This window comes from Micromonospora sp. NPDC047521 (assembly GCF_055587305.1).
Genome location: NZ_JBVJGN010000002.1, coordinates 332,143 through 344,810, shown reverse-complemented (window position 1 = coordinate 344,810; position 12,668 = coordinate 332,143). Strand labels below are relative to the sequence as shown.

The 12,668-nt window shown below is 71.3% G+C and carries 10 protein-coding genes and 2 pseudogenes; 2 read left to right on the top strand and 10 right to left on the bottom strand.

From position 1 onward, the window contains the following. The first annotated feature begins 66 nt into the window (after positions 1-66). Positions 67-3,732, top strand: coding sequence for a discoidin domain-containing protein (locus tag ACZ6N8_RS05510; RefSeq protein WP_466007772.1), 3,666 nt, complete (start codon positions 67-69; stop codon positions 3,730-3,732). Position 3,733: 1 nt separating this feature from the next. Here ACZ6N8_RS05510 and ACZ6N8_RS05505 read toward each other — a convergent pair whose 3' ends face one another. Beyond that, positions 3,734-4,534: a crotonase/enoyl-CoA hydratase family protein gene (locus tag ACZ6N8_RS05505; RefSeq protein WP_466007770.1), complete on the bottom strand. Its 801-nt coding sequence runs from the start codon at positions 4,532-4,534 to the stop codon at positions 3,734-3,736. Between the two features lie 182 nt (positions 4,535-4,716). Here ACZ6N8_RS05505 and ACZ6N8_RS05500 point away from each other — a divergent pair, with 182 nt between their 5' ends. After that, positions 4,717-5,568, top strand: a complete 852-nt coding sequence (locus ACZ6N8_RS05500; protein ID WP_466007768.1) for a Rieske (2Fe-2S) protein — start codon at positions 4,717-4,719, stop codon at positions 5,566-5,568. Between the two features lie 430 nt (positions 5,569-5,998). Here the strand turns inward: ACZ6N8_RS05500 and ACZ6N8_RS05495 are convergent. The 9 genes and pseudogenes from ACZ6N8_RS05495 to ACZ6N8_RS05455 all read right to left on the bottom strand — a co-directional run. Beyond that, positions 5,999-6,952, bottom strand: a pseudogene (locus ACZ6N8_RS05495) (LysM peptidoglycan-binding domain-containing protein); the annotation flags it as partial. A 16-nt stretch (positions 6,953-6,968) separates the two neighbouring features. Beyond that, a complete protein-coding gene (locus ACZ6N8_RS05490) occupies positions 6,969-7,397 on the bottom strand; it encodes a pilus assembly protein TadG-related protein (protein ID WP_466007766.1) in 429 nt (142 codons plus the stop codon). Further along, positions 7,394-7,957: a TadE/TadG family type IV pilus assembly protein gene (locus ACZ6N8_RS05485; RefSeq protein WP_466008314.1), complete on the bottom strand. Its 564-nt coding sequence runs from the start codon at positions 7,955-7,957 to the stop codon at positions 7,394-7,396. The genes ACZ6N8_RS05490 and ACZ6N8_RS05485 overlap by 4 nt, the downstream gene beginning before the upstream one ends. Beyond that, on the bottom strand, positions 7,858-8,307 hold the full coding sequence (locus ACZ6N8_RS05480) for a TadE family protein (RefSeq protein WP_466007764.1): 450 nt from the start codon (positions 8,305-8,307) through the stop codon (positions 7,858-7,860). Before ACZ6N8_RS05480 ends, ACZ6N8_RS05485 begins: the two co-directional genes overlap by 100 nt. A 10-nt stretch (positions 8,308-8,317) precedes the next feature. Continuing rightward, on the bottom strand, positions 8,318-8,527 hold the full coding sequence (locus ACZ6N8_RS05475; protein ID WP_364369572.1) for a hypothetical protein: 210 nt from the start codon (positions 8,525-8,527) through the stop codon (positions 8,318-8,320). 26 nt (positions 8,528-8,553) lie between these two features. Continuing rightward, positions 8,554-9,423 carry a type II secretion system F family protein gene (locus tag ACZ6N8_RS05470; protein ID WP_466008312.1) on the bottom strand — a complete coding sequence of 290 codons (870 nt, stop codon included), beginning with the start codon at positions 9,421-9,423 and terminating at the stop codon, positions 8,554-8,556. After that, positions 9,423-10,369, bottom strand: a pseudogene (locus tag ACZ6N8_RS05465) (type II secretion system F family protein). The gene ACZ6N8_RS05470 and the pseudogene ACZ6N8_RS05465 overlap by 1 nt, the downstream one beginning before the upstream one ends. Then, positions 10,330-11,877 carry a CpaF family protein gene (locus tag ACZ6N8_RS05460; RefSeq protein WP_466007762.1) on the bottom strand — a complete coding sequence of 516 codons (1,548 nt, stop codon included), beginning with the start codon at positions 11,875-11,877 and terminating at the stop codon, positions 10,330-10,332. Before ACZ6N8_RS05460 ends, ACZ6N8_RS05465 begins: the two are co-directional and overlap by 40 nt. Beyond that, entirely contained in the window at positions 11,867-12,667 is an 801-nt protein-coding gene (locus tag ACZ6N8_RS05455) for a P-loop NTPase family protein (RefSeq protein ID WP_466007760.1), read from the bottom strand. Before ACZ6N8_RS05455 ends, ACZ6N8_RS05460 begins: the two co-directional genes overlap by 11 nt. Between the last annotated feature and the right edge of the window lies 1 nt (position 12,668).

Sequence of the window (12,668 nt, the reverse complement as noted above, 5' to 3'; positions counted from 1 at the left end):
CGTACCCGTGCACCCGTCACCGGGCAACGCACCACACCCCACCCCCGAAAGAGGTGTAGCGACCCCATGTCCAGAACCTTCACCAGACGAGGGACCCCGCCCAGCGGAGCGCCCCGAACCAACCGCCGGATGCTCGCCGGTGCGCTCGCCGGCCTGCTCCTCGCCGCAGCCCCGGTCGTCACCCCCACGGCCGGCGCCGCACCCGCGGTCGACGCGTCCGCGACCCGGATGGCCCTGCTCGCCGGGGTCTCCGCCACCATGACCGCCAGCAGCTACAACCAGAACTACGTGGCGGGCAACGCCAACGACGGCAACGCGTCGACCTACTGGGAGAGCGCCAACAACGCCTTCCCGCAGTGGATCCAGGCCGACCTGGGCGCCACGGTAAACGTGGACCGGGTGGTGCTCAAGCTGCCGCCCGCGTCGGACTGGCAGACCCGTACGCAGACGCTGTCGGTGCTCGGCTCCACGAACGGCTCGACCTTCACCACCCTGAAGGCGTCCGCCGGCTACACCTTCAACCCGGCCAGCGGCAACACCGCCACCGTCAGCTTCACCGCCGCCAGCACCCGCTACGTACGCGTGCAGGTCACCGGCAACACCGGCTGGCCGGCCGCGCAGTTCTCCGAGGTCGAGGTGTACGGCGCCAGCGGCAGCACGGACACCCAGGCGCCGAGCGTCCCCGGCAACCTGGCCTACACCCAACCCGCCAGCGGGCAAATCCGGCTCACCTGGTCGGCGTCCACCGACAACGTCGGGGTGACCGGCTACGACGTGTACGCCAACGGCGCACTGCGCGGAAGCGTCAGCGGCTCGACGCCTACGTACACCGACAGTCAGCCCGACAGCGCCACTGTCTCGTACTACGTCCGGGCCAAGGACGCGGCCGGCAACCAGTCGGCGAACAGCAACACGGTGACCCGGACCGGCACCGGCACCCCGCCGACCGGCACCAACCTGGCGGTCGGCAAGCCGATCACCGCCTCCGGGTACGTGCACACGTTCGTGGCGACCAACGCCAACGACAACAACGTGGCCACCTACTGGGAGGGCAACGGCAACCCGAGCACACTCACCGTGCAGCTCGGCGCGAACGCCAGCCTCAGCCAGATCGTGCTGAAGCTCAACCCGGACTCGGCCTGGGGCACGCGTACCCAGAACATCACAGTCCAGGGCCGGGACCAGGGTTCGTCGACGTTCACCACACTGGTAGGCGCGGCGAACTACACATTCAACCCGGGCAGCGGCAACACGGTGACCATCCCGGTCTCCGGCGCGGCGGCCGACGTACGGCTCTCGATCGCCTCGAACACCGGCGCTCCGGCCGGGCAGGTGGCCGAGTTCCAGGTCTTCGGCACCCCCGCGCCGAACCCGGACCTGACCGTGACCGGCATGTCGTTCAGCCCGTCCGCGCCCGTGGAGACCAGCAGCATCACCCTCTCCGCGACCGTCCGCAACGCCGGCTCGGCCGCCTCCGGCGCGACGAACGTCAACTTCTACCTGGGCTCCACCCGGGTCGGCACCGCGTCCGTCGGTGCCCTCGCGGCCGGCGCCTCGACCACCGTCACCGCCAGCATCGGCAGCCGGGACGCGGGCAGCTACCCGCTCAGCGCGAAGGTCGACGAGTCGAACACGGTCGTCGAGCAGGACGACACGAACAACAGCTACACGAACCCGAGCCCGCTGGTGGTCAGCGCGGTCGCCAGCTCCGACCTGGTCGCCTCAGCGGTCGGCTGGTCACCTGGCAACCCGTCGGCCGGCAACACGGTCACCTTCTCCGTGTCGATCCGCAACGCCGGCAACCAGGCGTCCGCGTCCGGCGCGCACGGCATCACCCTGACCGTGCTCAACGAGTCCGGCACCGTGGTCCGTACGCTGACCGGCTCGTACTCCGGCGTGATCAACGCCGGTGCGACTGTCGGCCCGGTCAACCTGGGCACCTGGACCGCCGCGAACGGCAAGTACACGGTCCGGGTGGTGCTCGCCACCGACGCCAACGAGCTGCCCGTCAAGCAGGCGAACAACACGAGCGACCGGCCGCTCTTCGTCGGGCGCGGCGCCAACATGCCGTACGACATGTACGAGGCCGAGGACGGCGTGGTCGGCGGCGGCGCCAGCGTCGTCGGGCCGAACCGGGAGGTCGGCGACCTGGCCGGCGAGGCGTCCGGTCGGCGGGCGGTGACCCTCAACTCGACAGGCAGCTACGTCGAGTTCACCACAAGGGCCAGCACCAACACGCTTGTCACCCGCTTCTCCATCCCGGACGCCCCGGGCGGCGGCGGGATCAACTCGACGCTCAACGTCTACGTCAACGGCACGTTCCACAAGGCCATCGACCTGACGTCCCGCTACGCCTGGCTGTACGGCAACGAGACCAGCCCGGGCAACTCGCCGAGCGCGGGAGGGCCCCGGCACATCTACGACGAAGCAAACGTCATGCTCAACTCGACAGTCCCGGCCGGCAGCAAGATCCGCCTCCAGAAGGACCCGGCCAACACCACCACGTACGCCATCGACTTCATCAACACCGAGCAGGTGGCGCCGATCGCCAACCCGGACCCGACGCGCTACACCACGCCGAGCGGCTTCACCCACCAGGACGTGCAGAACGCCCTGGACCGGGTGCGGATGGACACCACAGGCAACCTCATCGGCGTGTACCTGCCGGCCGGCAACTACTCCACCTCGTCGAAGTTCCAGGTGTACGGCAAGGCGGTCCAGGTGACCGGCGCCGGCCCCTGGTACACCCGGTTCAACGCCCCGGCGGGCCAGGACAACACCGACATCGGCTTCCGGGCCGAGAACTCGGCGGCGAACTCGTCCTTCAAGAACTTCGCCTACTTCGGTAACTACACCTCGCGGATCGACGGTCCGGGCAAGGTGTTCGACTTCGCCAACGTGTCGAACATCGTGATCGACAACATCTGGAACGAGCACATGGTGTGCCTGTACTGGGGCGCGAACACCGACTACATGACGATCAAGAACTCCCGGATCCGCAACATGTTCGCCGACGGCATCAACATGACAAACGGGAGTACCAACAACCTGGTCAGCAACAACGACGCCCGGGCCACCGGCGACGACAGCTTCGCGCTGTTCTCGGCGATCGACGCGGGCGGCGCCGACATGCGGGACAACGTCTACGAGAACCTGACGTCGACGCTCACCTGGCGGGCCGCCGGTGTTGCCGTGTACGGCGGCTACGGCAACACGTTCCGCAACATCTACATCGCGGACACGCTCGTCTACTCCGGCATCACCATCAGCTCGCTCGACTTCGGCTACCCGATGAACGGCTTCGGCGCGAGCCCGCCCACCCGGTTCGAGAACATCTCGATCGTGCGTGCCGGTGGGCACTTCTGGGGCGCGCAGACCTTCCCGGCAATCTGGGTCTTCTCCGCCTCGAAGGTGTTCCAGGGCATCCGGGTCAGCGACGTCGACATCGTCGACCCGACCTACAGCGGCATCATGTTCCAGACCAACTACCTCAACGGGCAGCCGCAATTCCCGATCACCGACACGGTGTTCACGAACATCTCCATCAGCGGGGCGCGCAAGAGCGGTGACGCCTACGACGCGAAGTCCGGCTTCGCCATCTGGGCGAACCCGATGCCGGAGACCGGGCAGGGGCCGGCCGTCGGGTCGGTCACCTTCAACAACCTCCGGCTGAGCAACAACGCGGTGGACATCCAGAACACCACGTCGACATTCACCATCAACCGCAACTGACTCACCCGGTAGCCGACGCCGTCGGGAGGCCCGATCCTCCCGGCGGCGTCGTGCCGTGCCGGCCCTCGCCCGCGACGAACCGGGCCGCGCCAGGCGCCGCGTCGGTGGCCAGCGACTCCATCCCGTACGCCAACTCGGTCGCCATGGCTTCCGGCTCGGGCCGGCCGGCGCCGGCCAGGACAGCCGCCCGGTCGTTGCGCAGGCAGGTCTGCGGATGCCTGGCGATCGCCGCCGCCAACTCCTCGGCCGCGGCCCGCGCCTGGCCGGGCGGCACCAACCGGTTGACCAACCCCATCGAGTACGCCTCGTCCGCCGGCACGGCACGGCCGGTGAGGATCAGGTCCATGGCGCGGCTCTCGCCGATCAGCCGGGGCAGCCGGACAGTGCCACCGTCGATCAGGGGTACGCCCCAGCGGCGGCAGAACACCCCGAGCGTCGCGTCGGACTCGGCGACCCGCAGGTCACACCAGAGCGCCAGCTCCAGCCCGCCGGCCACCGCGTACCCGGAGATCGCTGCGATCACCGGTTTGCTCAGCGTCATCCGGGTCGGACCCATCGGTCCGTCCCCCTCGGGCTCGACGCGATTGCCGCTCGGTGTGCCGATCGCCTTGAGGTCGGCACCGGCGCAGAACGTGCCGCCCGCACCCCAGAGCACGGCCACCGCCGCGTCCGGGTCGGCGTCGAAGGCCCGGAAGGCGTCCGCCAGCGCCCGGGCGGTCGGCCCGTCCACGGCGTTCCGGGCCGCAGCCCGATCGAGAACGATGGTGCTGACCGCCCCGACCCGCTCCACCCGTACGCTCACCGCTCCATCCTGCCCGCCCCACCCCACCCCCACAATCTCTGTCGATCTTGCACTTCCGGAAGGCGTTTCGCGTCTTGTGCCCCGAATTATCGGAGCAGAAATCGCAGGATCGGCGGCGTGGGCGGGGCAGGTTTGTCGTTGGCGACCGGTTTGCGACGGCGATCGCCGGGAAGTCGGTACTCGTGCGAGCACTTTTGACGAAAGTTGAGCAGGACTCCCGGCTGGACCGCGCGGGTGACCGGTTGCAGAAGATCGTCCTGGGGACGCTGCGGCCCCGCCGGCTGCGCGACCTGCTGCACGGGGTGACCCTCGGGCATCCGCTGCACCCGGCCATGGTGCAGGTGCCGGTGGGGGCCTGGATCAGTGCCGCGGTGCTGGACCTCATGCCCGGGCAGCGCCGACCCGCCACCGTCCTTGTCGGCCTCGGCACCGTGAGCGCGGTGCCGGCCGCCGTCGCCGGGCTCAACGACTGGGCAGCCCTGTCCCGCGACCAGCGGCGGGTCGGCCTGGTGCACGCCGCCGCGAACACGGTGGGCGTCGGTCTCTACGCGGGCTCGCTGGCCGCGCGGCTGTCCGGGCGGCACGGCGTCGGCCGTACCCTCGGCTTCCTCGGCCTCTCCGCGGTGAGCCTCGGCGCGTACATCGGCGGTCACCTGGCGTACAAGCAGGGCGCGCAGGTCAACCAGAGCGTGTCCGAGCTGCACCGGATCAGCGACGGCTGGCACTCGCTGGCGGACATGGCCGACCTGCCGCAACGCACTCTGATCACCCGTGAGGTGGACGACGTCTCGGTGATCCTCTACCGCCACGGCGACGAGGTCACGGTGATGCTTGAGCGTTGCCCACACCAGAGTGGGCCGCTCGGCGAGGGCGACGTGCAGGAGATCGACGGCCACGCCTGCGTCGTCTGCCCGTGGCACGGCAGCGCGTTCCGGCTCAACGGCGGCGAGGTCGTACAGGGTCCGTCCGGCAACGACCAGCAGATCCTGCCCACCCGGATCGAGAACGGCGTGCTCCAGACCCGCCTGCCCTGACCATCCGAGCGCACCACAGCCCTCCGGCGACCGGTGGTGTCGCCGACAATCGATATACCTCCAGGTCATATCCATGACTCAGAGGTATGTCACTCTCGGGCAACTCGCCGACCGGCCGATCGTCGTGGGGTCAGCTTCGCCTGTGGCGGCCGACATCCGGACCGTCCGGCACGTCTTCGATGCCGTGCCCACCGGTGAACAACATGCCGGAGCTGTCGTCGCCCACGCGGTCTCCGTTGCGTATCCGAGCCGGCACGCCGGTGGGCGCCGTCCCGCCGTCCGGCGAACCTGCGGACTCCTGGGCCGCAGCCCGGCCGGCGGCCCAGGCAGCGCCGCTTGCACGAGCCGTCCCGGCGCTGGTCCGGCCACTGCTGCGGGCCGCGCGGCCCCCGGCGGTCCTCGACGGGGCCGCCAGGCGCGGTGCCACACCGGCGGTTGCCGGACGGCGGCGCAACCCGAGCACCGCGCCGATCTGGGCGCCGACGATGCTCGCCACGGCCAGTACGGCGGAGACCGCCAGCGGTCGGTTCACCCGGTCGGTGGCTCCGGCCCGTGCCGCGCCGACTGTCATCGTCGGCGGTTGACCGGCCGACTCCGTACCGCCGGATGGCGCGGGATCCACCGGCCGCGGTGCGGTCCGCTCGGGCGCCGGGCGGGGCGACGGCGGCTTCGGCGCTGTGGGTCGGCTCACCACCCGACCCGTGGCGTGCGGCCGTCTGCCCTGGTCGGTGGCCTCCGCGGGCAACCGGAGCAGTTGGCCAGGACGGATCTTGTCCGGGTCGTCGAGCTTGTTCAGTTTGGCGAGTCTCCGGTAGTCGCCGAACTCGTCGAGGTACCGCTCGGCCACCTCGCCCAGGTAGTCGCCCCGCGCCACCCGGTACACGGGTGCCGTCGTGTCGGGTTGCGCCGTCGCGCCTGTCGGCGCGGCCAGGGTGGTGACGGCCGGCGCGCCGGGCTGGGCGTACGCCGGGCCGGCGTGGACCGCGGCGGCGCTGGCAGCGGCCGGGCTGGCGGCGAGGATCAGCGCGACCGAGCCGACAAGCGCGGCGGCTGCCTTCTGCTGGCGGCTCATCCCTGGCAGTTTCGGGGCGGGTCGGCGCAGGGTCTGCGCGCCCAACTCGACGAGCACCGAGAAGGCGAACGTGGCCCACCCGAACCAGCCGGCCAGGGCAAGTGCCCGCAGGAAGAGCTGACCGTCGTCCCGGCTGGTCAGCGCGGTGCCCACCTCGCTGATGGTGGGCAGATGGTCGGGCAGTGGATTGCCGGCGAAGGCGATGAGCGCGATCGGCGCGCCGGCCAGCAACGCGCAGAGTACGACAAGCGCGCCGACGCCGGTGAGGATGCGTCCGGTGCGCCGTACGACGGAACCACCCGGTGCGGGCATGGCTGCCTCTCCCTTCCTACGGTCCTGCGGTGACGGCCCGCGCGGTCGCTTCGCCGGTGACGGTGACCGTCTGGGGGAAGCCGAGCAGCCCGAGCATCGAGCGCTGATAGGTGACAGTGACTGTCACCCGGATCAGGGTTTCTCCACCGACCTGCGGGAAGCTCACGGTGTGGCCGGTGGTGTCGGCGGAGGTGAGGTAGGTGGCGACCGCCGCGATCGCCTCCGGCTGGTCGATCCGTTTCGGGCCGCCCTCGATCGCGGTGGCCCGGTCGATGGCCTGACCGCCGGCCCTTGCCGCCTCCGCGGCCAGGTTGTCGGCGCGTTGCAGGGTGCGCAGCTGCCCGGCGCCGTCGAAGGAGAGGCCCACGATTGCCAGTACGCCGAGCATCGCCACCGCCAGGAAGATGCTCACCCGGCCGTCGTCCCCGCTGGTTGGCCTGGTCACCTCCGGCTCCGGTACCGGTCCAACGGCGACGTGAAACTCGCCGTGATCAGGTTCTCGGTCGGCATCCCGGGGAGGACGTCCAGCGACACGTCCTGGAAGGACACCAGGCAACTGATCCGCACGGTCACCGTGGCGTTCACACCGACCGGGCTGCTGAACGCGTCCTCGAAGCTGGTCGCGGTGCCGGCCACCGAGCCGGAGAACGTGGGGTTGAGGGTGTTGGAGCAGGCCAGCCCGTGCCAGTCCAACTGCTTCTGGGCGGCCTCCACGGCGGCCGTCCGGGCGGTGTCGGCGTCCCGGGAGATCGAGGCGGCGCGCGCCGCGTCGTGTGCGGCGGTCTCGAGCGACTCCGCCGCCACCGCGCTGCGACCGGCCACCCCGGCCAGCACCATCAGCGCGATGAACGCGGGCGCGAGCACCGCCACCTCGATGGAGACCGAGCCCCGCTCGGCGGTACGGTTCACGGCTGGGTCACCCTCTCCGCGGTTCCGTGGGCGGTCTGTTGCACCGCGAAGTCCACACCCGGAATGACCGACAGGGACCGACCCGTGACCGTGCAGGTCACCTCGGTGTCCGCGTCGGTGATCACACAGGTCGGTCCGGGGGTGTCCCAGCCGACGAGCCAGCCGCCCGCGTTCCCGAGGAACTGGGTCGCGCGTGCCACCCCGGCGCCGTCCTCCGCCTGCTGCACCCGCTGGGCGTTGACGCCGCTCTGCGCGGCGTTCAGGGCGGTGGAGCGGGCCAGGAAGACGGCCGCGACCTGGATCGAGCCGAAGAGCAGCACCAGGATGACCGGCATCATCACGGCCAGCTCCACCGGGTTGGCCCCCAGCTCCCGGTCACCGGCCGCGAAGCGACGCCGAGCGGTGACGACCGCCCGGCGCCACCTCGGGAACGCGGCGTGGCACATCCGGTGGCCGCTAGGGGGCCGTCGGGTTCGAGAAGGTCGGGATGTTCGTCATCCAGTTGTTGGCCCTGGCGAGGGCCAGGCCGGTGACGACAGTGGCGACGAAGACCAGACCGAAGATGATCACGGCGGTCGGCACCGGGCTGTCGCCGCGCTCGCCGTCACGGCTCAGCTCGGCCAGGCGCGTCGTCACCACGACGTGCAGATAGCTGAGGATGGACATGGCGTACTCCTTTGTGCGGACGGGGGTCAGATACGGGCGATGAACGGATAGACGACGAAGCCGAGTAGCACGAAGACGAGCAGCGCCCCAGGGATGTCCAGTCGACTGGTCACCCCCTCGGCGCGGGCCAGGTTGTCGGTGCGGATCTGGTCGCGCAGCGAGTCGGCCCGGCTGCGCAGGGTCTCGTGCACCTGCGCGCCCTCGCTGCCGGAGGAACGCATGATCGCGCCGACGTCGCCCAACTCCGGGATGCCGATCTTGTCGGCGAGGTCGCGCAGCTCGTCCCAGGGCGCGTGCATCTGCATCTGGGCGATCCGCAACGACTCCTGGAGCCGGTCGAACACCCAGCCGTCGCAGACCGCCGCCGCCCGCTCCAGCGACTGCACCGGCCCGTGCGCGGCGGACAGCTGCAACGCCACCAGATCCAGGTACGTGCACACGGCCTGGCGGAACTCGTCGCGGGCGGCATCCGCCTTGGCCAGCACCGACCGGTGGGCCAGCAGGCCGGCCATCAGCGCCAGGCCGAGACTGCCGAGCACCGGTACGGCGAGCGGAAACGAGACACCGAACGCCAGCAGCGCCACCCCGAGCAGAGTCGGCAGGGCGAGCCCGATCAGCGCCGACAACAGCACCGACAGCGCGTACTGCTCGGGGGTCTGCCCGATCAGCGCGAGCTGCCGGTGCGGCGGCCGCAACCAGCGGGACAGCCCGGTCATCCACTCCAGCCGGCGGGACGCGGGGGTCGGGATCCGCCCGACGCCCGGAGGCTGGTGCAGCCGACGCAGCGCCGGGCCGAGCGCCGGTGTCGCCGGCACCAACTCCCGGACCACCAGGAACAGGCCGAGCCCGATCGCCGACCCGCCGCACACCGCGATGGCCAACTGCCAGTTGACGATCACGCGATCACCTCGTCCGGGTCGGGTGCGGGCAGGAAGCGCGCCGGTCGCTGCGGCTGACTCATCGACCGCACCCAGGCCAGCAGGGCGATGAACGCGGCACCGAGGGCGGCCATCACCACCTGGCCGACAGGGGTTCCGTACGGCTTGATGTACTCGGTGTTGATCAGCCCGTACGCCAGGGTGGCAAGCGTCATGCCGGTGAGGAAGCGGACCGCGAACCGTGGCTGGGTCCGTTTGGCCTCGATCTCCCGACGGGTCGCGACCTCCGCCGCCGCCGCGCCGGCGATCGAACCGAGTACGTCGCCCAGCCGTTCACCCCGGTCGCTGAGGTGCAGGATCAGCGCCGCGACCACCTGGTCGCAGACCGGATCGCCGATCTCGTCGGCGAACGCGAGCAGCGCGGAACGCGCCGTCCAGCCGGCCTGGAGCCGGGCGGCGAGCAGCCGGACCTCGTCCTCGATGCCCGGTGGAACGCTGCCGATCGTCCCGATGATCGACTGTTGGAGGCCCTGCCCGGTGCTGGAGACGTCCTTGAGCCGGCGGGTCCACTCGCCGACCGCCTCGATCCGGGCGATCGCCCGCTGCTCGGCCTTGCCCACGCCGAACAGCCACGGCGTGCCGGGCACCGCCACGGCCACCAGCAGGCCCACCACCGGCAGCCCGGTCAGCAGGAAGGCAAACGCTCCGGCGATCACCGCGGCGACCAGGAGGGCCTGATAGCTGCGCTGCTCGGCGGGAGTGCTGCCGGGGCCGCGCCACAGCCGGCTCAGGCCCGGCCCGGCGCCCGGGGACCGGCCGGCTGGCCGGCGGGTGCCTACCAACGCCACAACGGCAAGCAGCAGCCCGGCCACACACGCGGCGCCGGATACCACCGCGACCAACTCCAGGCTGTTTCCCATCACGTCACCGCCGGGCCAGTCGGGTCTGCCGGGCGCGACGCCAGGCACCCGTACCGGCCTCGATCCACCGGGTCAGCAGCCGGACGTCGTAGCCCACCCGCAACAACTGGTCGCGGACGCGCTCGGGCAGGTGCCGGGGGACCGCGCGACCGTCCGGGCCGGGGCCGAAGACGGTGGTGGTGGTGATCCGGCCAGCCTCGCCGGCCCCGATCACCTCCTCCACGTGCGACACGAACCGGTGCTTGCGTCCGCCGATCGCCGTCTCGTCCTCGACGGTGACGTAGACGATCAGGTCGAGGGCGTTGCCGGCCATCCGGCGGGCCTGGTCGACTGTCATCTCGCGGCCGTGCGCCAACGCCAGCTCCACGATCCGTTCACCCACACCGGCGGCCGTACGGGCGTGGATGGTGCACATCGAACCCCGGCTCGTGGTCATCGCCTGGAGCATCGGCACGATCTCCCGGGACCGCACCTCACCCACGATGATCCGCAGCACGCCCATCCGCAGCGACAGCGGAATCAGGTCGGCGATCGTCACCTCACCGGCCGGGCGGCCGTCGAAGCCGCGTTCGCCGTGCCCCTCGCGCGCCTCGAAGCTCATCACCGCCCGGTGCCGCTCGCGGCGGCGGGCCGGCAGCAGTTCCCGGCTCTCCTCCAGCAGCACGTACGGCTCGTCGGGCGGGATCTCGTTCATCAACGCCCGGATGATCGTGGTCTTACCGGCACCGGCCAGCCCGGCGACCATGATGTTCAGCCCGGCGCGCATCGCCGCGCGCAGGAAGTCACGCAGCAGCGGGTCGATCATCTCGTCCAGATCACCCCGGGCGCCGGCCAGATCGTCGAGGCTCACGTCAAGCGTGTTGTGCTTGCGGATGACCGCGTACGGGCGGTGGCTCACCAGGAACACGGCGGCCAGCCGGCTGCCGTCGGGCAGTTGCAGGTCGAGGGTGGGCTTCACGGTCGACAGGGACCGCTCGGTGGCGCCGGCCCGGCGGGCCGCCGCCTGGAGGATCTCCACCAGTTCGGCGTCGCTGTCGGCGATCGGCTCGGCCCAGTCCACCCCGCCGCCGTGCCTGGTGATGCGCACCTGGTCGCAGCCGAGGATGTGCACCTCCTCGATCGTGTCGTCGACCAGCAGGGTCTGTAGCCGGCCGAGGCCGACCAGCTCGGCGGTCACCTGGTCGAGCAGCAGTCGTTCCTCGTCGGCGGCCATCGGGGTGCCGGCCCGGCGGACCGCGTCGGCGTACTCGGAGACGACAGTGACGGCCAGCCGAGCCCGCTCGGTGTCCTCCTCGTCGACTGTGAACTCCCGGCCGCGCTGCCAGAGGGTGAGCCGTTCGGTGAGTTCCCGGCGCAGCTCCCGGACGACCTGGAAGTCCATCCGGGGGCGCAACGGCTGCTCCGGCGTCCGGGGGCCGGCCGTGCGCGCCTGTGGTGGCGTCGACACGGACTGGTGCTGGTGGCGGCCGTTCGGTGCGGGCAGCGGCGGCGCGGTGGAGGTGGCGCCCGGCGGCTGCCGGCGGGGGTCGGCGGAGACCGGCTCAAACCGCATCCGGCACCCCCTGCTGCACGGGCCAGGCAAGTCGTGCCTGCCGGCGTTCGAGCAGGGCGCCGATCGGCACCTCCAACGCGGCCGCCGCGCGCAGCAGCGGCCGTGCGGACCGCACTGTCCCACCGAGGCGGAGCACCCCTGCGGTACGCGGGTCGTGCGGCAGCCGGGCGATGACAGGCAGTTTCAACGTACGGCTGATCTCCGCCCGGCCGTGCCCGTCACCGACCAGCAGCAGCCGCAGGGTGCCCGGCGGCACCCGGTGCTCGGCGAAGTCCCGTTCGATCGCCGTGACGACGGCCCGCGTTCCGGAGAGGTCGGGCAGGTGGGCGCGGGTCACCAGCAGCACCACCGAGGCGGCGCGCAGCAGCGGCCACGGCGGGCCGGCGACGTGCAGCCGGCCGCAGTCGACGAGGACGTCGTAGCCGGGGGTGCCGCGGTCCAGGGCGTTGAAATAGTCGGCGAAGCGCTGCCAGAGCGGTGTGACACTGCCGGCCTGCGTCGGGTCGACGAGCCCGGGCAGCAGCAGCCGTTCGCGGCGCGGCGCGTCCAGGTCGACGAGCTGGGACCAGAACGCGGTCTCCAGGTTGCCGTCGCGCAGCTCACCCACGGCCAGCTCGCCGAGGCCGCGTGGCCCGTCCAACTGGCCACCCAGGTAGCCGGCGAGGATCGAGCCGCCGGACGGGTCGCACTCGGCGAGCACCAGCCGGCGGTGCCAGGTCAACGCGCAGGCAAGCGCCGAGGTGGTGACGCCCGGCGAACCCTTCGCGGACACCAGCGCGACGATCGCCATG

Coding starts and splice junctions, on each gene's coding strand:
- ACZ6N8_RS05510 (WP_466007772.1), top strand. CDS start 67: ATGTCCAGAACCTTCACCAGACGAGGGACCCCGCCCAGCGGAGCGCCC.
- ACZ6N8_RS05480 (WP_466007764.1), bottom strand. CDS start 8,307: ATGTGCCACGCCGCGTTCCCGAGGTGGCGCCGGGCGGTCGTCACCGCT.
- ACZ6N8_RS05475 (WP_364369572.1), bottom strand. CDS start 8,527: ATGTCCATCCTCAGCTATCTGCACGTCGTGGTGACGACGCGCCTGGCC.
- ACZ6N8_RS05460 (WP_466007762.1), bottom strand. CDS start 11,877: ATGCGGTTTGAGCCGGTCTCCGCCGACCCCCGCCGGCAGCCGCCGGGC.
- ACZ6N8_RS05455 (WP_466007760.1), bottom strand. CDS start 12,667: ATGGCGATCGTCGCGCTGGTGTCCGCGAAGGGTTCGCCGGGCGTCACC.